Here is a 20,620-nt window from a genome sequence, read left to right on the forward strand (position 1 = left end):
TGGCGGGTACTACTCGGACGGCGGCGTCACTTCCTTCTTCTCGCTGCCAAAGCTGCCATCGGCGTCCGCGGCCAGATAGGCGAACACGGCATAGGCGGCGACGTTCTGCGCCAGTGCCTTGGGATCGATCTTGTCCAGCGTGTCGTCAGGCGTGTGATGCAGGTTGAAGTAGTCGGTACCGTCCTGCGCCAGCCAGGCCCAGGCCATGCCGTGGGCGGCAGAAGGGCCGATATCCGGACCGGGGCCGCCCTTGTCGGGCGCGTATTCGATGCCCAGCGGGGCCAGTACCTCGGCGATTTTCGCGGTAGCCGCGCGCGATGCCTCCGCTGCCGGCGAGCCGGTATTGAAGGCGTAGATGCGGCCGGCGCCAAAGTCGCTTTCGGCACCGATCTGGTGCAGTCGCACCTGATCCTTGTGCGCTTCGGCATAGGCCTTGCCGCCGTACAGACCCTGTTCTTCGTTGGCGAACGCGATCACCCGGATGCTGCGCTTGGGTGCGTGCTTGAGCTGGCCAATCAGATGGCCGGCGGCCATGGTGATGCCGACACCGGCGCCATCGTCGATGGCACCAGTACCCTGATCCCAGGAGTCCAGGTGGCCACCGATCACCACCACTTCATCCGGCAGGCTGCTGCCGGTGATTTCGCCGATGACGTTGTACGAGGTCGCCGTGCCGTCCCAGCCGCAGTCCAGATCCAGTTGCACCCGCACCGGCTTGCCCAGCGCCAGCAGCCGCGCCAGCTGATTGGCATCGGGCACGCTCAACGCCGCCGACGGCACGGGGGTCAGGCCCTCGTCGAAACGGGTGATGCCGGTGTGGGCGACGCGGTGGCTGTCGGTGCCGGCCGAGCGCATCAGGTACCCGATCGCGCCCTTGCGGATGGCCGCCGACGGTCCGCGCGAACGGATCCGGCTGCCGTTGCCGTAATCGCGGCCGTCGCGGGCGGCCACCATCTGGTAATCGACGAATGCAATCTTGCCCTTCAATGAACCTTCCGGCGCAGCCTCGAGCGCGGCCAGGTCGGCAAAGCGCACCACCTCGCCCTGTACGTTGCCGGCCGGGCTGCCGCCGAGGGCGGTCAGCGTCAGCGGCTGTGCATGCTCGCCGAGCACGGCGGCATGCTCGCTGCGGCGTTGCCACTTCGGAAACGTCACCGGTTCGGTCCAGACCTTGTCGAAGCCCAGCGCCTTGAACTTGGCCTGTGCCCAGGCGACGGCTTTCGGATCGGCTTCGCTGCCGGCCATGCGCGGACCGATTTCAGTGGTCAGCGATTCGACCACCTTCCAGCCGGTGTCATCGGCCAGCGCCTGCTCGCGCAACTGCGCGGCGGCATCCAGCGATTGCGCGGACAGACCAGTCGCCGCCGGCTGTGCGGCATGGGACAACGAGGGACAGGCCACGGCAAGGGCCAACACCAGGGGAGCTAGACGCATCAATCTGACCATAGGCAAAAGAGCCACGAGCGTAGCAGCCGGCGGCTCTTCCGGCATGTGAAACAAGTCCCGGGCCGGAGGCCGGGCGTGCTGTTATTTCTTCAACGAATCGCGTATTTCACGCAGCAGCAGCACGTCTTCAGGGACCGCGGCAGGAGCTTCATCCTTCGGCGCCTGCAGCCGGTTGTAGGCTTTCAGGAACAGGAAGATGACGAAGGCGATCAGCAGGAAATCAATGATGGTCTGGATGAAGCTGCCGTAGTTGAGCATCAATGCCGGGGTGATTTCCTTGCCGGCCGCGTCCATCTGCGCCTCGCGCAGGGTGATGGCCAGGCTGCCGAACTTCTGTCCGCCCAGCAGCAGACCCACCACCGGCATGATGATGCCGTCGACCAGGGCACTGACAATCTTGCCGAATGCAGCGCCGATGACCACACCCACCGCCAGGTCGACCACGTTGCCGCGGGCGATGAAGGCCTTGAACTCGCTGATCATTCCCATTCGCTGTCCTCGCAGAGATGACGCCAAGGCGTCCATTTGGCAGACACTACAACGCAGTGACCGAGGCGACAACCTCGGCCATCGCGTTTGATGTTCAGGATGCGACGATGCGGCCGGTCAGCTGCACCAGGTCAACCAGCTCGGCGACAAATTCATCGTCCGGTTGCAGCGCGGCCACACCCGCCGGCGTGCCCATGAAGACCAGATCGCCAGCGCGCAGCTGGTACAGCAACGACAGCTCGTGCAGGATGTCGGCCACGTCCCAGATCAGATCGGTCAGTGCACCGTGCTGGCGCAGCTGGCCGTTGACGGTCAGCCGCAGCTGGCGGTGTTCGAGATCGCCGGCCTCACTGGCCAGGACCAGCTCGCTGATCGGCGCCGAATGGTCGAAGCCCTTGCCGGTATCCCACGGCAGGCCCTTGGCCTTGGCTGCGGCCTGCAGGTCACGGCGGGTCAGGTCCAGGCCCACGCCGTAGGCCAGCACCAGCGCTGCGGCGTCCTCACGCGACAGCGCCCCGGCCGGCGCGTCCCTGCCCAGTGCCACCACCAGTTCCACTTCATGATGCAGATCGCTGGTGGCGGGTGGGTAGGGGACGTCGGCGTTGCCGGTGACGATGGCATCGGCCGGTTTATGGAAGAACACCGGCTGTCCGCGCTCGGCCCTGGAAGCAGGCGCGCTGGCGCCCATTTCCCTGGCGTGGTCGGCAAAATTGCGGCCGACGCAGAAAATGCGGCGGACCGGGAACGTCTGTCCGCCGCGGACGGGTACGCGCGGCAGTTCGGCGGCGGGAATGATGTCGGTCATGGCGTGCGGCCGAGCCGCTGGCGTCGTCGAGGGGACGCGTAGTTTAGAGCAGTACGCTGGTGGCCCGCATGCGGATCAGCGTGACAGCGGCAACACCGGTTTGCTGACCACGCGATATTCGCCATCCAGGGTCTGGCCACGACCATTGGCTTGCGGCTTGCCGCTCTGGCGCAGCAGTTTGTAGACGATGCCGACCGCGATCATGGCAGCGCCGACAAATACGCTGAAGAACACCAGCACGCACAACACGGCCAGGCCCAACAGGCCCAATGCCACCCGCAACAGCGGATGACGCGGCTTGCGCGGGGCAAAGGCGGCACGTGAAAGGCCGCCGCGGAACATATTGAATTGGAAGCTTCGTGCGAACATCTACCAGGGTCATGCATAGTGGCCGCGGACGGCCGATGCGTGCAGTATCGGATGACAGAAACGTGACTGTGTGAGGACTTCGTTAAACGCTATGGAACCGGATTCACTGATTGCGCTGGAAGCCTTGCCCGACGGGGAGTTCGTTGAACTCGAAGCCAGCCTGAATGGCGATGCCGAATCGTTGCTGCTCTATCGCCAGGGCGAGCAGGTGCGCGCCTGGCTCAACGTCTGCCCGCACGCGGGCCGGCGGCTGGACTGGGCGCCGGGCAAGTTCCTGAAAAGCAAGGATGGATTGCTGGTCTGTGCCGCCCATGGCGCCAGTTTCCAGCCGACCGACGGGCTCTGCGTGGCCGGCCCGTGCAAGGGTGATTCGCTGCGCGCGGTGGCACTGCGGATCGTCGACGGACAGGTGCAGCTGGGCTAGGGCGTCAGCTGCCCGAGACCCAGAACATGATGTTGATCACCAGCACGATGACCGCGGTGTAGATCAGCGACATCGGGCCGCCGACGCGCCACAGCTGGCGTGAGCTGTAGTTGGCCGGGCCGGTGATCATCGAGATCACCGGATTGGAGGCTGACATCAGGTTGTTGGATGCCGACAGCGCAACAATCAGTGCGAATGCGGTCGGGTTGCCACCGGCAGCCAGGGCCAGGTTGATCGCGATCGGCACCATCACGATGGTCGCGCCGACATGACTGATGACCAGTGAAAATGCAGTCGTCAGCAGGGCGATGGCGATTTCCAGCAGCCATACCGGGATGCCGTCGGGCAGCCGCTGTACGGTGTGCCCGGCGACCCAGGCCGCGGCGCCACTGCTGTCCATCGCCCAGCCCATCGGTATCAGCCCGGCCATCAGGAACACCGTCTTCCAGTTGATCGCCGCGTAGGCCTCGTCCATCCGCAGCACCCCGGTCAGCAGCATGCCGGCGACGCCGGTCATCAGGGTCAGTGCGACCGGCAGACGCGAGGTCAGTGCAATCAGGATGGTGATGGCGAAGATGCTCATCGCAATCTTGAACTTGTGCGGTCGCTGCTCGCTTTTGGGATAGTCGGTCACGACCACGAAGTCGCGACTCTCCGATGCCTGCTTGAGGTCCTGCCAGATGCTATGGAACACCAGCATGTCGCCGGCGCGCATCGGGATCCTGCGCACGTCCTCGCGCATCACCTTCTTGTCGCGGTTGATCGCCAGCAGGCTGATGCCTTCCTGTTTGCGCAGGCGCAGATCGGCGGCGGTCTTGCCGATGAACTTCGACGTCGGCGGCACCACCGCCTCGGAAATGCCGGCGCGGCTGGGATTGAACAGATCGCCAAAGTGGCGCAGCCGCGATGACATGCGCAGGAAATGGTTCTGGGCGAAGTCGGCAACTTCCTGCCGCGGCCCCATCACCCCGAGTACGCTGCCAACCCAGATGCGCATGTCGCCGGGCGGGGCCAGGCGGGTGTCGTTGGCGGTCTGCAGCGCCAGCATCAGCGGTGCCGCATGCATCGCCTCGGCTTCGCTCAACGACATCCCGACCAGCGGGCTTTCGGCGGTGACCAGCAACTCGAACACATCGCCTTCGATGCCGTAGCTCTGGGCGAAATAGCTTTCGGTGCGGGCCGGGGTGACGTTGCTTTCGGTCTCGGCCTTGAGCTTTTTGTCGCCGTAGAAATGGAAATACAGCAGCGCCGCGGCCAGCAACGACAGGCCAATCGGCAGCGGCGCGAACATCCGCAATGGTTCCAGCGTGGCCATGCCCGAAGGCAGGTTGTTGTTGGCCGAGACCAGCAGATCGTTGAGCAGGATCAGTGGCGAGTTGCCGACCATGGTCAGCGCCCCGCCCATCACGATCGCCGCTGCAATCGGCAGCAGCAGCCGTTGCAGCGACAGCCCGGTACGCGAGGACAGGCGCGAGGCGACCGGCATGAACAACGCCATCACCGAAGGGTTCTGCATGAACGAGGAATTGAGCCCGGCGATGGCCATGGTCATCATCAGCAGCCGTTGCTCGATGCCGTGGCCGCGTCGCAGCAGCCACGAGGCCAGCCGGTTGAGCGCACCGGTGCGGTCGAGGCCGGCGCCCAGGATCATGGTGGCGATGATGCTCATCACCGCGTTGCCGGAGAAGCCGCCGAAGATTTCTTCCGGTGCAATCAGTCCGGTCAGGCCCAGCACCACCAGCACCACCAGTGCGACCAGATCGGCGCGGATGCGTTCGAACAGGAACATCGCCATCGTGAACCCGACCAGCCCGAGGACGAGCTTCATGTCGTTGGTCAGCGTCAGCGCGTTTTCCATGGGTGTGCGGGGTTCCTTCGTTCTCGGGTTGCCGGCGACGGATCAGCCGCGCTCGTACAGCAGGTCCCAGACGCCGTGGCCGAGTTTCTGGCCGCGGGTCTCGAAATGGGTCTGTGGACGCCATGGCGGGCGTGGCACCTGTCCACGCGGACCAGCGCTGTTGTGCAGGCCGGGGGTGGCGTCGAGTACGTCCCACATCTGCTCGGCGTAGTCCTGCCAGTCGGTGGCGCAATGCAGGCGGCCACCGATGCGCAGTTTGCGCGCCAGTAGCTGTGCGAACGCCGGTTGTACCAGCCGGCGCTTGTTGTGGCGCTTCTTGTGCCACGGGTCGGGGAAATAGATGCGGACTTCGTCCAGCCCACCATCGGCGACCTCGTGCATCAGCACTTCAACCGCGTCGTGGTGATACAGGCGCACGTTGTCGGCGCTGTCTTCGGCCAGCGCATTGAGCAGGCGGCCGACGCCGGGCGCGTGCACTTCCAGGCCGATGTAGTTGCGGCTCGGATCCTGCTGAGCGGCGAAGCGCAGGGCCTGGCCATTGCCGAAACCGATTTCCATGACCAGCGGCGCGGCGCGACCGAAGGCGGCATCGAAATCACGTGGCTGGCCCAGGTAGTCCAGACCGAAACGCGGCCATTGCTGGTCGAACGCGCGTTGCTGCGCTTCGGTGAAGCGGCCCTGGCGCAGCACGAAACTGCGTACCTCACGGCGACCTTCGGTCACGGTGAAGGGTTTGGGCGGGGTCTTGGCACCGGGACTGGCGAAGGGGTCGGTCATGCTGTTTCCCGCTGCGACATCATCATCGCCGAACGGGGCCGGCAGCCGTCATCCCGACATGGGCGTGCGTGTCTGCTCACCCGATCAGCCCGTCAATCGGGCTGGACGCCGACGCATTGCGCTTGCGCGGGATGCGCCCGGCCAGAAAGGCCTCGCGCCCGGCCTCGACCGCTTTTCTCATCGCGCTGGCCATCAGCACCGGGTTGCGTGCACCGGCAATGGCGGTGTTCATCAGCACGCCGTCGCAGCCCAGTTCCATGGCGATGGCCGCGTCTGACGCGGTGCCGACGCCGGCATCGACCAGCACCGGGACCTTGGCGCTTTCAATGATTTCCAGCAGGTTGTACTTGTTCTGGATACCCAGGCCTGAGCCGATCGGCGCCGCCAGCGGCATCACCGCCACGCAGCCGATTTCCTCCAGCCGGCGCGCCAGGATCGGGTCGTCGCTGGTGTAGACCATGACCTGGAAGCCGTCGGCGACCAGTTGTTCGGCGGCGGTCAGGGTCTGCACCACGTCCGGATACAGGGTCTTCTGGTCGCCCAGCACTTCCAGCTTGACCAGGGTATGGCCGTCCAGCAGTTCGCGGGCCAGCCGGCAGGTGCGCACCGCGTCGGCGGCGGTATAGCAGCCAGCGGTGTTGGGCAGGATGGTGTAACGGTCCGGCGGCAGCACGTCGAGCAGGTTGGGCTCGTTGGGTGACTGGCCGAGGTTGGTGCGGCGGATGGCCACGGTGACGATTTCGGCGCCGGCCGCATCGGTGGCGATGCGGGTCTCTTCGAAATCCTTGAACTTGCCGGTGCCGGTCAACAGGCGCGAGCGATAGGTTTTTCCCGCAATCACCAGCGGGTCGGGCGTGGGGGATGCATTCATCGGTGAATTATGGCGCGTTGCGCCCTCGCCGTGTAGAGCGGCGCATGACTTATGACTGCCGCAGGCAGGCTGATGCCATGACAGGCGCTCGCGGGCAGCGCTCAGCCACCGCCCAATGCGTGGACGATCTCGACCCGGTCGCTGGCCTGCAGCGGCTGTTGCGCATGCTGGCTGCGGGGGATGATTTCGCCATTGATTTCCACCGCCACCCGGCGCTGGGCCAGGCCTTCGAGCTGCAGCAGCTCGGCCAGGGTGGCGTGGTCGGGCAGGGTGCGGGGCTGGCCGTTCAACAGAATATCCATGCGCATATTGTGGCCGCTCGCAGCGACGTATGCACGGCCGTCGGCCCTGCCTGCGCGCTTTGCCGCGTTGCAGCGTGAACCGCTTGGGGGTTGGTGGAACGATGCCTACCGTGCGTAACCGTACGGCAGAGCCGGTACGCAGGATGTTCCTCTATTGTTTAGCCCCGGAGAAAGACCCATGAAGATGCAGAAACGGCCCATGCGCCATGTCCTGGCGCTGGCCCTGGCGGTTGCCGCCGCGCCGGCGGTGGCCCAGAGCAGCCCCTTTTCGAACACGGTGTTTTTTGGCGACAGCCTGACCGATGCCGGTGCCTTCCGCCCCGGCCTGATCCAGGTCGGCGGACCGGGCGCGGCCATCGTCGGCCGCTTCAGCACCAACCCGGGACTGGTGTGGGCCGAATTCCTGGCTGACCAGTACGGTACCAATGCCACGCCGGTGAACCAGGGCGGCGACAACTACGCCGTCGGCGGCGCCCGCCTCGACGTCGATCGCAGCAGTCCGTTCGGCACGGTGCCGTCAGTGGCCAGCCAGGTCGGCAACTATCTGGCCGCCAATGGCGGCAGCGCCGACCCCAATGCCCTGTACACCGTCTGGGGCGGCGCCAATGATCTGTTCGCGGTGGCCGCTGGCGAGGAAACCCCGGCCACCATCGTCAATGCGGTGACCACCGAGATTGGCGTGGTTGCCGGCCTGCAACAGGCTGGCGCCCGCTACGTGCTGGTGCCGAATATCCCCAACCTCGGCATCACTCCGCAGTTCCGTGCCCAGGGTGCGGCCGGGATGGCCGGTGGTACCCAGTTGGCGACCGCCTACAACGACGCCCTGTACGGCGGCCTGGCCCAGGCCGGCTTGCGGGTGATTCCGCTGGATACCTTCGGTTTCCTGGGCGAAATCATCGCCTCGCCGGCCGAGTACGGTTTCAGCAACGTCACCGGTACCGCCTGCAACATCGAATCCTCGCTGACCTGCAGCCCGGCCGATTACGTCACCCCGGACGCGGCCGAGAGCTATGTGTTCGCCGACGGCGTGCACCCGACCACCGCCGCCCACCGGATGCTGGCCGAGTACGCGCAGTCGATCCTGGAAGCGCCACGCCAGAATGCGGTGCTGGCCTATACCGCGACCCTGGTCGGCCGTGCCCGCGCCGATCGCGTCGCCGCGCATGTCGGCCAGGCACCGGAGGCCGATGGCATGCGCTGGTGGGGCGACCTGCGCGCTGACACGCCGCGCTATGACGAAGGCGACTTCGATGGCACCAGCCCGGCCGGCACCTTCGGCATCGATTGGGCGCGCGGTGCCTGGGTGTTTGGCGGCTTCGGCGGTTATGGCAAGGCCAACATGGATTTCGGCGGGCGCGGCGGCAGCTTCGATGAAAGCGATGCCACCCTCGGTGGCTTTGCCGGCTGGTATGGCGAGCGCGCATGGGTCAATGGCCAGCTCAGCTACACCTGGTTGTCGTATGACGTCGACCGCAACGTCCACCTCGGCCCGGCCACCCGCACCCACAGCGGTTCGGCCGATGGCAGCAACCTGACCGCGGCGCTGAATGCCGGCTACGAATTCGGCGAAGGCAGCTTCCGCCATGGGCCGGTCGCCAGCGTCGTCTCGCAGACGGTGGAACTGGACGGTTACAGCGAAAACAACAGCAGCGCGACCGCACTGAGCTATCCGGATCAGGACTGGGATTCGCTGATTGGCAGCATCGGCTGGCAGATGTCGATCCAGGCCAACGACCATGTGCGTCCGTATGCACGCTTCACCTTCGATCATGAGTTCGAAGACGCCCCGGCCGAAGCCTTCGCGCAGTTGCAGAGCGTGCCCGGGCTGGTGCCGTACGCGGTCCCCGGCCTGCAGGTCGATCAGGACTTCGGCACCATGATGGTCGGCGTGCGCACCCGCTTGTTCGGCCTCGACGCCGACATCGGCGCCACCGCCACCGTCGAGCAGAAGGGCGGCAACAACGCCACCCTGTTCGCGACCCTGAGCGGCGGCTTCTGAGCGATGCGGCCGGCTTGAGCGGATGCGGCGCCTGCAATGGCGCCGCATCCTTCTGCCCGCGATTGCGCTGCCGCCACGCGCCGGCATAGACTTCCTCCACCGCAGCGGGTGTAGCTCAATGGTAGAGCTGTAGCTTCCCAAGCTACTGACGAGGGTTCGATTCCCTTCACCCGCTCCATCAATGCCCTTGGTTCCCCTAGAGTACTTCTAGGATGCGGCCACGACCGCGCGGCGCTCCGGCGCATACATGGACAAAACACCGGTCCGTGTCATGCTTTGCGCACTTTCCCCGGTCGTTGCCATGAAGCTCGCCATCCTGTCCCGCAACAGCAAGTTGTATTCGACCCGGCGGCTGGCCGAGGCGGCACGCCAGCGCGGCCACAGTGTGCGCGTGCTGGACCCGCTGCGCTGCTACATGCGGATTGCCTCGCAGGCGTTCGACATGCATTACCAGGGCAAGCCGATTGCCGGCTACCACGCGGTCATCCCGCGCATCGGCGCTTCGGTGACCCGTTACGGCACCGCGGTGCTGCGCCAGTTCGAGTTGATGGGCAGCTATTGCCCCAACCCTTCCGATGCCATCCTGCGCGCGCGCGACAAGCTGCGCGCGCACCAGTTGCTGGCTGCGCAGGGGATTGATTTCCCGGTCACGGTATTTGGCGACAACCCCGACGACACCACCGATCTGCTGTCGATGCTGGGGCCGCCGCCGCATGTCATCAAGCTCAACGAAGGCGCCCAGGGTGCCGGGGTGATGCTGACCGAGAAGCCGGCGGCTTCGCGCAGCGTGGTCGAGGCGCTGCGTGGCCTGTATGCCAATTTCGTGGTCCAGGAATTCATCGCCGAAGCCGAAGGCGCCGACCTGCGCTGTTTCGTGGTCGGTGATCGGGTGGTCGCGGCGATGCGCCGGCAGGCGCCGGAGGGCGACTTCCGCTCCAACCTGCACCGCGGCGGCAGCGCACTGGCGGCCGAGGCCAATGCCGGGGAGCAGGCGGTGGCGGTCCGCGCCGCGCAGGTGCTGGGGCTGGGCGTGGCCGGGGTCGACCTGATCCGCTCGCAGCGCGGGCCGCTGGTACTGGAAGTCAATTCGACCCCGGGCCTGGAGGGCATCGAGTCTGTCTGCGGGGTCGATATCGCCGGCGCCATCGTCGATCACGTGGCCGCCCACTGCCATCAGCCACGGACCGGGCAGGGCCGGCGCCGCCCAAGCTGAATTTACGAAAATTTAACGCTGGTTTTTAACGATGGTTTAATCGCCACCCGCGTAGCCTTCCCCGAACCGCAGCTCTGCGTTCCTCTCTGTGGAATGGATTCTGGAAGCACAGAATTACGGTAATCGGGGCAATCCTTTGGCCCAGGCCGGCAAGCAGTCGGCCTGGGTTTTTTTGTGGCCCGGCCCATGCTGTGGCTATCACGGCGAGTTATGTAAGAATCGCGAGGCAACTTTCATGCCGTCCCGGGGTCATATGTGGACCGACCCGCCGGACACTTCAACGATTACCACAAAAAACGGGGAATACAGGATGTACAGGAATTTCCATGCATTGGCTCTGGCTCTGGCTCTGGCTCTGGCAATGGTGGCGGGCAGTGCCCATGCCAGTAGCGGATCGACGGTGCTCGACGTGAAAGGCCAGGCCAGCTTCCAGCAGCAGCGTGTGCAGATCGAGAAGGATTTTGCCAGCGGCAACTACAGCGAACTGGCCAGCGAGGACCGGCTCAAGGTCAATGCCGCGCTCGACCGCATTTCTTCCAGCGTGCAGGGCGTCGATGACGTCAGGCAGTTGTCGACCCAGAAAAGCACCGAGGTATTCAACGATCAGGAACTGGTCAACGAGCTGCTGACCCAGGCTGCCGTCGACAGCCGCCTGGTCTGCAAGCGCGAAGCGAAAATAGGCAGCAACATGAAAACCACTACCTGCCTGACCGCGGCCGAGCGTCGCCGGCAGAAGGAAGATGCAGCGTCGCAGTTCACCGAAAATCGCCCCAATCGCGGCCAAGTAGAACTTCTCAATTGAACAAGGCTCCCTGATGCGAATTCTGGTCATAGAAGACAACAGCGACATTGCCGCCAACCTCGGCGACTATCTTGAAGAACGCGGGCATACCGTCGACTTCGCCGCCGACGGCGTCACCGGCCTGCACCTGGCGGTGGTGCATGATTTCGATGCCATCGTGCTGGACCTCAACCTGCCCGGCATGGATGGGCTGGAGGTCTGTCGCAAGCTGCGCAATGAAGCCCGCAAGCAGACGCCGGTGTTGATGCTGACCGCGCGCGATACCCTGGACAACAAGCTGGCCGGGTTTGATTCGGGGGCCGACGACTACCTGATCAAGCCGTTTGCCTTGCAGGAAGTGGAAGTGCGTTTGAACGCACTGTCGCGACGTGGCAAGGGCGTGCAGACCCGGGTGCTGGAAGTCGGCGACATGGAATACAACCTGGATACGCTCGAGGTCCGCCGCGAAGGCAACCTGCTGCAACTCAATCCGACCGCGCTGAAGATCCTGCAGGCGTTGATGGAAGCCTCGCCGGCGGTGGTGACCCGCCAGGAACTGGAAACCCGGGTCTGGGGCGAGGAACTGCCGGACTCCGATTCGCTGCGCGTGCATATCCATGGTCTGCGCGCGGTCGTCGACAAGCCGTTCCCGACCCCGTATATCCAGACCCGCCACGGCATCGGATACCGGATCGCCGCGCCAGATGCCTCCAGCTGAACCGATTCGCCGCACGTCGCGCGCCGTCAAGGTGCGCCGACGCCTGCGCAGCCGCATCATCCTGTCGTTTGCATTGCTCGGCTTCGTGTTGACGCTGCTGCTAGCGTTTTCCGCCAATTGGGTCCGCAACCGGGTTGAAGAAGACATCGTGATAGACGCGATGTCGCGCAACATCAATGAATACCAGCGTCGTTTTTTCGAGTCCAACGGCAAGCAGCGGGACCTGCCGATCCAGCAATGGCGCGCCTTCGTATTCACCCCTGACAAGTTTGACCAGCTGAAAGTCGAAGAACCGGATTGGTGGGATTTGCCGGACGGCCTGCATCGCCTCAACGGTATCGATGAGGATGGAGAACCGTTCAACTACGCACTGACCGTGCGTAAAACGCCGCAAGCCTGGTTCTTCCTTGCATACAACACAACCGAGTCCGCACGCGGCAAGGAAAAGTTCAATAATTCCTTGATCGCGGTGGTGGTGGTCTTCACTGCGCTGTCATTGCTGATCGGCTGGTGGTCGGCCTCGAAAGTCATGAGCCCGGTGTCCGAACTGGCATCACGGCTGCGCGCCTATCGCGGCAGCAGTGATCCACAGCCGCTGGCGCCGCATTTTCCCGAGGACGAAGTGGGTGAGCTGGCGCAGGCGCTGGATGACTACTCCGATCGGCTGACCGATGTGGTCCAGCGCGACCGCGAATTCAATGCCGACGTCAGCCATGAACTGCGCACGCCGCTGGCGGTGATTCGCGGCTCGGTCGAACTGATGCTGTCACGCTCGGATCTGGACGAGAAAACCAAGGCCCGCCTGCAGCGCATCCAGCGTGCCGAGCAGCAGGGTACCGATCTGATCAGCGCGCTGCTGCTGCTGTCGCGCAGCGAACGCGGACATGGCAATACCGACGTCGCCAGGGTAGTTGAACAACTGCTCGAATCGCACCGCGCCCAGCTCGGCAGCAAGGCGCTGGTACTACGGATGGAAGGCAAGTGTGGTCGCGTGGTCGATGCGCCCGAGGCGGCATTGTCAGTGGCACTGGGCAATCTGATCGGCAACGCGGTCAAATACACCAAGCAGGGTGAGGTGGTGGTGCGCCTGCTGGCCGACGGGGTGGAGGTGATCGACTCTGGTCCGGGGCTCAGCGCCGAAGATGCCGCGCGTCTGTTCGAGCGGGGCTACCGTGGCAGCCATGCCGGCCATTCGCAGGGCGGTGGCATCGGCCTGTCAATCGTCAGCCGCCTGTGTGCGCTGTATGGCTGGCAGGTCAACGTCCGGCCCGGCGAGGTCACCGGCGTTATCGCCACGCTCAGTTTCCTGCCGCGCGCGGACACCGACACCGACAGCAGTACGTGATACCTCGCGTAGAGCGGAGCTTGCTCCGCTAAGCCTGGTGCACCTCGTCGCCCCGCGCTGAAAGGCCTCCGTTACATCGCAATCATGGCCAGGCCACAGCGCCGGCTACAGGCACAGCCACGGCCACAGCCAAAGCTTTTCCACAGCGTGCCTGCAAGGTGCCTACAACGTGATCCAGAAGCACTTGTAGCTGCGCCGCAGCTGCAGCACCGTGCTCGACGGGGTCGCGCTGTTGCGCAGGGTCTGCTGCAGGCGCAGCGCCACCGGCCGGTCTCTCTGTGAACTCTGTGGGTAGTAGCCGTCGGCATTGTCGTCGACCACATTGCCGGATGCGTCCAGTATTGGTGGCGGCGCCGGGCGTATCGGGTCGATGCTGATCAACGGTCGTTCCACCACCGCCTCCAGTCGATCCAGGATGCGGTTGGCCGAGGCATTGGAGACACCGCTCCACCAGTAGATGCTGGCCAGCCGGTTGACGTCGCGCGCGTCCGCCGCGGCGGTGATCTGGCGGACCAGATCGCTCAGCGTGCGCGAGCAGCTGTCGCGATACAGGCTGTTGCGCGTCGCGCCGACGGTTGCCGACGGATCCGGCAGGCGATCCATCGCACCCACATCTTCGCAGCGTTTGTCGGTGTAGACCGTCTTGCCGTCCATGCCGGTGCACCGCTGCACGGTCTGTGCCGACAACGGCCAGACGGTGGCGGCGAACGACACGATGGCCAGCAGGGCCAGGCACGACAGGAAAGACAATCGGGGCATCCGCTCAGGGTAGCGGTGAACCGCCGCGCATACCATCGGCGGCGGCGCTTCAGCTGGTCAGGCGAGAGAGGACGTTCTGGGTCGGTCTGGCCAGGTTGAGGGTGTAGAAATGCAGCGCTGGCGCGCCGCCTTCAAGCAGGCGCCGGCACAGCCCAGCGACCACGTCGGCACCGAACTCACGCACGCTCTGGGCGTCGTCGCCGTAGGCCTGCATGCGTTTGCTGATCCAGCGTGGAATCTCGGCGCCGCAGGCCTCGGAAAAGCGCCGCAGCTGGGTGAAGTTGGAGATCGGCATGATCCCCGGGATGATCGGAATGTCGACGCCCAGCCCGCGCACCTCGTCGACGAAGTGGAAATAGGCATCGGCGTTGTAGAAATACTGCGTGATCGCCGCGTCGGCGCCAGCATCGACCTTGGCCTTGAAATAGCGCAGGTCGCGCAGGGCGTCGTCAGCCTGCGGATGGGTTTCCGGATAGGCACCGACTTCAATGCGGAAATGATCGCCATGCTCGGCACGGATGAACTCGATCAGCTCGGAGGCATAGCGCAGGTCGCCAGGATGGCCCATGCCCGAAGGCAGGTCGCCACGCAGGGCGACAATCCGGCGGCAGCCGATGGCGCGGTACAGCTTGAGCAGCTCGCGGATTTCCTCGCGGCTGCCGCCGACACAGGAAAGATGCGGGGCGGCGGCAAAGCCATGTTTCTGGCCCAGATGGCGCACCGTCTCGGAGGTATAACTGAGGGTCGAACCACCGGCACCGAACGTGCACGACACGTACTCCGGCGCATGCACCTTGAGCTTCTCGGCAGTGCGGTCCAGCTGCGCGCGCTGGTCGTCGGTCTTGGGCGGATAGAACTCGAAACTGAGGCTGATCATGGGCGGGCTGCGGGCGGGCGAGTGGTCATCATATCTCTTCATCGCGATGAAATAGAAGTCCTTTGTTCCCGAACTGCGCTGGCCGGCGCCAGCTGGCCCGGCTACGCTGTGGCCAAACGCCCAGCCCGCAGGTTCCATGTCGATCGTCCTCACCCCGTTTGCCCGTACCCGCCTGTTCCCACGCACACCGCGCGGCAACACCATCCAGGACTGCAGCGCCGAGCAGTTTGAAGCCCACCTCAATAGCCACGCCCCGCTACGGGTGCTGGAGGGTTACGCGCCGTTCTGCAAGCTGCATGTGCACCGCAACTGGACCTCGACCCGCTGCCTGACCGTGCCGATTCGTGACGATAACCGGCACCTGCTGCGCAGTGCCTATGAGGCGCGAAGTCGCGAGGAACTGCCGGTGCTGGTGCGCTGGTTCGAAGGCGTGGAGTCCCCGATTGCCGATTACCTGATCGTGATCCTGTACAGCGCCGCGCAGCTGGCGCTCGAAGGCGCACCCATCGACGCCGACTGGGGCGTGGTCGGTTGTCTGTATACCGCCGAGCCGGAAGAGCTGCCGATGGCGCCGATTACGATGATGCGCAATGCGTTGGGAGTGGAGGAGGGTGGTTCCGGCGTGGCCCTGGACCGTGATGCTTATCTGCGTGCGGTGGCATTCTGGGACAACAATGCCAACTGGCGGCCGTGAGGTGACAGCTCAACGCTGAATGCTGGACCCCGGCGTTCGCCGGGGTGACGAATCAAAAAGGGCTGGTTACTCAAAGAGGGCTGGTTACTCAAAGAGGGTTGGCTACAAGAAGACGGCTGTCGTCAGAAGAAGTGTTTTCCACAAAAAAACGGGCACCATTCGGTGCCCGTTTTTTTGCGGTAAGGCTGCCGCGATATAACGTGGCGAGCTTGACGATTAGACGTTGCCGAAAAATGCAGGCCTGATCAATAGCGGTAATGATCCGGCTTGTACGGACCTTCGACCTTGACCCCGAGGTAGTCGGCTTGGGCCGGGGTCAGCCTGGTCAGCTTGACGCCGATCTTTTCCAGATGCAGGCGCGCGACTTCCTCGTCCAGTGCCTTCGGCAGGATGTAGACCTTTTTCTCGTAGCTGTCCTTGTTGGCCCACAGATCAATCTGGGCCAGGGTCTGGTTGGCGAACGAGTTGGACATCACGAAGCTCGGATGGCCGGTGGCGCAGCCGAGGTTGACCAGACGGCCTTCGGCCAGCAGGAAGATCGCATTGCCGTTGGCGAACACGAACTTGTCCACCTGCGGCTTGATGTTGATCCGCTCCACGCCCTTCAGCGCGTACAGCGCATCGACCTGGATCTCGTTGTCGAAGTGGCCGATGTTGCAGACGATGGCCTGATCCTTCATCGCCTGCATATGCTCGACGGTGATGATGTCCTTGTTGCCGGTGGTGGTGACGTAGATGTCGGCGATGCCGAGGCTGTCTTCGACCGTGCCGACCTGGAAACCTTCCATCGCCGCCTGCAACGCGCAGATCGGATCGATTTCGGTGACGATGACGCGGGCGCCATAGGCACGCAGCGAATGCGCCGAACCCTTGCCGACGTCGCCGTAACCGCAGACCACGGCAACCTTGCCGGCCAGCATCACGTCCATCGCCCGCTTCAGGCCATCGGCCAGCGATTCACGGCAGCCGTACAGGTTGTCGAACTTGGACTTGGTCACCGAATCATTGACGTTGATAGCCGGGATCAGCAGCTTGCCGGCCTCGGCGATCTGGTACAGGCGGTGCACACCGGTAGTGGTTTCCTCGGACACGCCCTTCCAGTCCTTGACCACGGTGCCCCAGTAACCGGGACGCTCCTTGGCTACCCGCTTGAGCAGGTTCTTGATCACCTGTTCCTCGTGCGAGGACGCCGGTTCGTCGACCCAGGTCGAACCGTTTTCCAGTTCGTAGCCCTTGTGGATCAGCAGGGTCACGTCACCGCCATCGTCGACCACCAGCTGCGGGCCGAGATAGCCGCCCTTGCCGTCGGGGAAGCTCAGCGCATCCAGCGTGCAGTCCCAGTATTCCTCCAGGGTTTCGCCCTTCCAGGCAAACACCGGGGTGCCGGTGGCGGCGATCGCGGCGGCGGCGTGGTCCTGGGTGCTGAAGATGTTGCACGACGCCCAGCGCACGTCGGCGCCGATGTCCTTCAGGGTTTCGATCAGCACCGCGGTCTGGATGGTCATGTGCAGCGAGCCGGTGACGCGGACGCCATCCAGCGGCCGGTTGGCGGCGTGCTTCTTGCGGATCGACATCAGGCCAGGCATTTCATGCTCGGCGATGTCGATTTCCTTGCGACCCCAGTCGGCCAGGCTGATGTCGGCGATCTTGTAGTCGCCGTCGGTGGAAAAAGTACGGACTTGTGCGTTCATTCGATAGAGCTCCGGTGGTTGGGCGGCAGGCCGGTACAGGCCGCGCGCGAACTTGACCGGGCGCCGTTACACGGAACGTTTCGTCGAGCCTGGCCCGAAAACCGCGATGCAACGCACCGGCGGCCAAGGTCGCAGCGCCCCTCGACGAACAGCCATTATATCGCTTGCTCCGGATACAGCGATAGCTTGTCCAGGCAACGCGGGCGGGGCATTCAGGCGGCTGGCGCGATGGCGCCGGCCACCCGGCCGGTGCTCGCCGGCAGCCGCGATGACGAGGCAATCGTTGCAGATGAAATCAGCGTTTTCACGGTGTTTCCGCGGCTTTTCGCGATCCCGGAGGCGTTGAATTGGTCTTGTGTCGCGTCGCACAAAATCGACGCGAAGTGAGTTAGTGTTCGACGCTGGGTTCAGAAACCGGAATTGCTTCAGCTCATGAATCATCCCCACAGTCTGGAATTCGCCGCACCCGATGTACCGCTGCGCGAGGACGTGCGCCATCTTGGCGCGGTCGTCGGCGAGATGTTGTCCGAACAGGTATCGCCGGCCTTCCTGGCCGAGGTCGAACGCGTCCGCACCACCGCCATTGCCCGCCGCCAGAGCGAACAGCCGCCGCAGTCGTTGGCGGCACTGGTCGGTGGCCTGCAACCGCATGACGCCGAGTCGCTGATCCGTGCTTTCAGCACTTATTTCCAAGTCGTCAACATTGCCGAACGGGTCCACCGCATCCGCCGCCGTCGCGACTACCAGCGCACGGGTGGTGGCACCCCGCAACCGGACGGGTTGCTGGATGCACTGACCCGGTTGAAGGCGCAAGGCGTGGAACTGGATGAACTGGCGCAGTGGCTGCCGCGCATCGACATCGAGCCGGTGTTCACCGCCCATCCGACCGAAGCGGTACGCCGCGCGTTGCTGGAAAAAGAACAGCTGATGGTCGCCAGCCTCATCAGCGGACTGGACGGGCAGCGCACGCCGGGCGAACAGGCATCGGATCAGGCCCGCTTCCGGATGGCGCTGACCTCGGCCTGGCAGACCTCGGATTCATCGCCGGTGCGACCGGGCGTGGATGACGAGCGCGAGCATGTCGGGTTCTATCTGACCGAAGTGCTGTACCGGGTGATGCCGGTGCTCTACGAGACCCTGGAAAGCGCGATCACCGAAGTCTACGGCCCGGCCCCGGAGGTCACCGGCAATCTGCCGCGGCTGCTGCGCTTCGGTACCTGGGTCGGCGGCGACATGGATGGCAATCCGAATGTCGATGCCAACACGATCCGCGAAACCCTGCGTGCGCAGCGCAAGGCGATCCTGTTGCGTTATCTGAAGGAACTGCGCCAGCTGACCACCCTGCTCAGCCAGTCGACCGAAGTGGTCGGCGTGTCCGACGAGGTGCTGGCGCGGGTCGAGGAGTATCGCGCGCTGTTGCCGGAAGCCGCGGCGCGTTCGCGGCCGCGACATGGCGACATGCCGTACCGGCTGTTGAATGACCTGATGCGTGCGCGCTTGCAGGCCACCCTCGATGATCAGCCGCAGGGCTACCAGGGGCCTGATGAATTCTCGCGTGACGTGGCGATGATCCTGCACAGCCTGGAAGCCAACAAGGGCATCCATGCCGGCTGGTTCGCGGTGCGCCGGCTGGCGTTGCGGCTGCGCAGTTTTGGTTTCCACCTGGCGCGGCTGGATGTGCGCCAGGAGTCCAGTGTGCATGCGCGGGCAGTGGCCGAGGCGCTGGGCGACGACGATTGGGAAGGCCATGATGTCGCCGGCCAGGCCGCGATCCTGGCGCCGTTCGCCGGCGGTGAACAAGTCCTGCCCAGCCATGCCGGCGATGCCAACACGCGGCTGGATGCGGTGTTCGCGGCGCTGGCGCAGGCGCGCCAGCAACATGGCACCGATGCACTCGGCGCCTACATCATCAGCATGGCCCACAACCGTGCCGACGTACTGACCGTGCTGGCCCTGGCGCGGCGCGGCGGCCTGGTTGACGCCGATGGCAACGTGCCGCTGGATATCTCGCCGCTGTTCGAAACCGTCGACGACTTGCAGCATGGTCCGGACACCCTGCGCGATCTAATGGCCGACCCGGTCTATCGCCGCCATCTGGCCGCGCGCGGCAACGTGCAGATGGTGATGCTGGGCTACTCGGACAGCGGCAAGGATGGTGGCATTGCCGCATCGCGCTGGGGACTGCAGCGTGGCCAGGTCGAGTTGATGCAGGCGGCCAGCGAGCTGGGCATCAAGCTGACCTTCTTCCACGGCCGTGGCGGTTCGATCAGCCGGGGTGGCGGCAAGACCACGCGTGCGGTCGATGCCTCGCCGCGTGGCAGTGTCGACGGCCGGCTGCGGGTCACCGAGCAGGGCGAAGTCATCCATCGTCGCTATGGCATCCGCGCGCTGGCTTTGCGTTCGCTGGAACAGGCGGTGGGCGCGGTGCTGGTGTCGAGTCTGCGTCCGCGTCCGGCCGAGCCACGCGAAGCGAAGTGGCGGGCGGTGATGGATATCGTCGCCAGCGCCAGCAGCCAGGCCTATCGCGAATTCGTCCAGTCACCACGCTTCATGGATTATTTCCGCAGCGCCACGCCGATCGACGTGATCGAGCGGATGACCTTGGGCTCGCGGCCATCGCGTCGTCTGGGCCAGGACGCGGCGCTGAGCAATCTGCGGGCGATTCCGTGGGTGTTCGCCTGGAGCCAGGCGCGCGCGGTGATCCCCGGCTGGTATGGCGTCGGCACCGGACTGAAGGCGGCGATCGATGCCGGTAAACATGAAACTCTCAAGGAGATGGCCCGCGACTGGGCATTCTTCCGCACCTTCCTCGATGACATTTCGATGGTGCTGGCCAAGGGTGATCTGAGCATCGCCGAGATGTTCTCGCGCGAGTCCGGCGATCTGCATGGATCATTCTTTCCGCGAATCCAGGCCGAACACGCGTTGACCAGGCAGTGGGTGATGCAATTGACCGGTGACGAGTGGCTGCTGCAGCACGATCAGCGGCTGGCGTTGTCGATCCGGCTGCGCAATCCGTACATCGATCCGATCAGCGTGATGCAGCTGGATCTGTTGAAACGCTGGCGTGCCAGCGGCCGTGAGGACGAAAACCTGTTGCGGGTACTGGTCGCCAGCATCAACGGCGTTTCGCAGGGCGTGCAGAACACCGGTTAGGGAGAGTAGCAGTGGGTGAAGGCCGGAAACAGGCATGCCCCCTGTA

The 20,620-nt window shown here is 64.6% G+C and carries 20 protein-coding genes, 1 tRNA gene and 1 riboswitch; of the genes, 10 read left to right on the top strand and 11 right to left on the bottom strand.

Features of this window, described 5'->3' with window-relative positions; all coding sequences use genetic code 11:
* Positions 1-9 precede the first annotated feature (9 nt).
* The 4 genes from ABB29_RS07670 to ABB29_RS07685 all read right to left on the bottom strand — a co-directional run bounded on the left by ABB29_RS07670 (position 10) and on the right by ABB29_RS07685 (position 3,109).
* Complete coding sequence (locus tag ABB29_RS07670) at positions 10-1,437, bottom strand: M28 family peptidase (protein ID WP_425414744.1); 1,428 nt, start codon at positions 1,435-1,437, stop codon at positions 10-12.
* A gap of 90 nt (positions 1,438-1,527) precedes the next feature.
* Positions 1,528-1,935, bottom strand: coding sequence for a large-conductance mechanosensitive channel protein MscL (mscL, locus tag ABB29_RS07675; protein ID WP_057658030.1), 408 nt, complete (start codon positions 1,933-1,935; stop codon positions 1,528-1,530).
* Between the two features lie 94 nt (positions 1,936-2,029).
* Positions 2,030-2,740: a fumarylacetoacetate hydrolase family protein gene (locus ABB29_RS07680; protein WP_057658031.1), complete on the bottom strand. Its 711-nt coding sequence runs from the start codon at positions 2,738-2,740 to the stop codon at positions 2,030-2,032.
* A 75-nt stretch (positions 2,741-2,815) separates the two neighbouring features.
* Positions 2,816-3,109: a hypothetical protein gene (locus tag ABB29_RS07685; protein ID WP_057658032.1), complete on the bottom strand. Its 294-nt coding sequence runs from the start codon at positions 3,107-3,109 to the stop codon at positions 2,816-2,818.
* Between the two features lie 91 nt (positions 3,110-3,200).
* On the opposite strand from ABB29_RS07685, the gene ABB29_RS07690 reads away from it, so the two are divergent.
* Complete coding sequence (locus tag ABB29_RS07690; protein WP_057658033.1) at positions 3,201-3,533, top strand: Rieske (2Fe-2S) protein; 333 nt, start codon at positions 3,201-3,203, stop codon at positions 3,531-3,533.
* Between the two features lie 4 nt (positions 3,534-3,537).
* Here the strand turns inward: ABB29_RS07690 and ABB29_RS07695 are convergent, their stop codons facing one another.
* The 4 genes from ABB29_RS07695 to thiS all read right to left on the bottom strand — a co-directional run bounded on the left by ABB29_RS07695 (position 3,538) and on the right by thiS (position 7,341).
* Entirely contained in the window at positions 3,538-5,391 is a 1,854-nt protein-coding gene (locus ABB29_RS07695; RefSeq protein WP_057658034.1) for an SLC13 family permease, read from the bottom strand.
* Positions 5,392-5,433: 42 nt separating this feature from the next.
* Positions 5,434-6,168 carry a tRNA (guanosine(46)-N7)-methyltransferase TrmB gene (gene trmB, locus ABB29_RS07700; RefSeq protein ID WP_057658035.1) on the bottom strand — a complete coding sequence of 245 codons (735 nt, stop codon included), beginning with the start codon at positions 6,166-6,168 and terminating at the stop codon, positions 5,434-5,436.
* 76 nt (positions 6,169-6,244) lie between these two features.
* Positions 6,245-7,039: a thiazole synthase gene (locus ABB29_RS07705; protein ID WP_057658036.1), complete on the bottom strand. Its 795-nt coding sequence runs from the start codon at positions 7,037-7,039 to the stop codon at positions 6,245-6,247.
* 101 nt (positions 7,040-7,140) lie between these two features.
* Entirely contained in the window at positions 7,141-7,341 is a 201-nt protein-coding gene (gene thiS, locus ABB29_RS07710) for a sulfur carrier protein ThiS (protein WP_057658037.1), read from the bottom strand.
* Between the two features lie 178 nt (positions 7,342-7,519).
* On the opposite strand from thiS, the gene ABB29_RS07715 reads away from it, so the two are divergent.
* The 6 genes from ABB29_RS07715 (at position 7,520) to ABB29_RS07740 (ending at position 13,397) form a co-directional block, all read left to right on the top strand.
* Positions 7,520-9,340, top strand: coding sequence for an autotransporter domain-containing esterase (locus ABB29_RS07715; protein ID WP_057658038.1), 1,821 nt, complete (start codon positions 7,520-7,522; stop codon positions 9,338-9,340).
* Positions 9,341-9,444: 104 nt separating this feature from the next.
* Positions 9,445-9,518, top strand: a tRNA-Gly gene (locus ABB29_RS07720).
* Positions 9,519-9,641: 123 nt separating this feature from the next.
* Entirely contained in the window at positions 9,642-10,553 is a 912-nt protein-coding gene (gene rimK / locus ABB29_RS07725; protein ID WP_057658039.1) for a 30S ribosomal protein S6--L-glutamate ligase, read from the top strand.
* Positions 10,554-10,863: 310 nt separating this feature from the next.
* The gene (locus ABB29_RS07730) at positions 10,864-11,355 is read left to right on the top strand and encodes a hypothetical protein (protein WP_157062550.1); all 492 of its coding nucleotides are present in this window, start codon (positions 10,864-10,866) and stop codon (positions 11,353-11,355) included.
* Positions 11,356-11,368: 13 nt separating this feature from the next.
* Positions 11,369-12,052, top strand: a complete 684-nt coding sequence (locus ABB29_RS07735) for a response regulator transcription factor (protein ID WP_057658041.1) — start codon at positions 11,369-11,371, stop codon at positions 12,050-12,052.
* Positions 12,039-13,397, top strand: a complete 1,359-nt coding sequence (locus ABB29_RS07740) for a sensor histidine kinase (protein ID WP_057658042.1) — start codon at positions 12,039-12,041, stop codon at positions 13,395-13,397. The genes ABB29_RS07735 and ABB29_RS07740 overlap by 14 nt, the downstream gene beginning before the upstream one ends.
* Positions 13,398-13,559: 162 nt before the next feature.
* Here the strand turns inward: ABB29_RS07740 and ABB29_RS07745 are convergent, their stop codons facing one another.
* Together ABB29_RS07745 and metF are read right to left on the bottom strand one after the other, a co-directional pair.
* On the bottom strand, positions 13,560-14,156 hold the full coding sequence (locus ABB29_RS07745) for a hypothetical protein (RefSeq protein ID WP_083487631.1): 597 nt from the start codon (positions 14,154-14,156) through the stop codon (positions 13,560-13,562).
* A gap of 49 nt (positions 14,157-14,205) precedes the next feature.
* Positions 14,206-15,033, bottom strand: coding sequence for a methylenetetrahydrofolate reductase [NAD(P)H] (gene metF / locus ABB29_RS07750; RefSeq protein ID WP_057658043.1), 828 nt, complete (start codon positions 15,031-15,033; stop codon positions 14,206-14,208).
* A gap of 136 nt (positions 15,034-15,169) precedes the next feature.
* On the opposite strand from metF, the gene ABB29_RS07755 reads away from it, so the two are divergent.
* Positions 15,170-15,727, top strand: a complete 558-nt coding sequence (locus tag ABB29_RS07755) for a DUF3228 family protein (protein WP_057658044.1) — start codon at positions 15,170-15,172, stop codon at positions 15,725-15,727.
* A 245-nt stretch (positions 15,728-15,972) separates the two neighbouring features.
* Here ABB29_RS07755 and ahcY read toward each other — a convergent pair whose 3' ends face one another.
* Positions 15,973-17,418: an adenosylhomocysteinase gene (gene ahcY, locus ABB29_RS07760; RefSeq protein WP_057658045.1), complete on the bottom strand. Its 1,446-nt coding sequence runs from the start codon at positions 17,416-17,418 to the stop codon at positions 15,973-15,975.
* Between the two features lie 51 nt (positions 17,419-17,469).
* A riboswitch (S-adenosyl-L-homocysteine riboswitch) is annotated at positions 17,470-17,567 on the bottom strand.
* Between the two features lie 79 nt (positions 17,568-17,646).
* Here ahcY and ABB29_RS16340 point away from each other — a divergent pair.
* Together ABB29_RS16340 and ppc are read left to right on the top strand one after the other, a co-directional pair.
* Positions 17,647-17,805 carry a hypothetical protein gene (locus ABB29_RS16340; protein WP_157062551.1) on the top strand — a complete coding sequence of 53 codons (159 nt, stop codon included), beginning with the start codon at positions 17,647-17,649 and terminating at the stop codon, positions 17,803-17,805.
* 45 nt (positions 17,806-17,850) lie between these two features.
* Positions 17,851-20,574, top strand: a complete 2,724-nt coding sequence (gene ppc, locus ABB29_RS07765; RefSeq protein ID WP_057658046.1) for a phosphoenolpyruvate carboxylase — start codon at positions 17,851-17,853, stop codon at positions 20,572-20,574.
* Positions 20,575-20,620: the final 46 nt, after the last annotated feature.

This window comes from Pseudoxanthomonas dokdonensis, from assembly GCF_001431405.1.
GTDB classification, from domain to species: domain Bacteria; phylum Pseudomonadota; class Gammaproteobacteria; order Xanthomonadales; family Xanthomonadaceae; genus Pseudoxanthomonas_A; species Pseudoxanthomonas_A dokdonensis.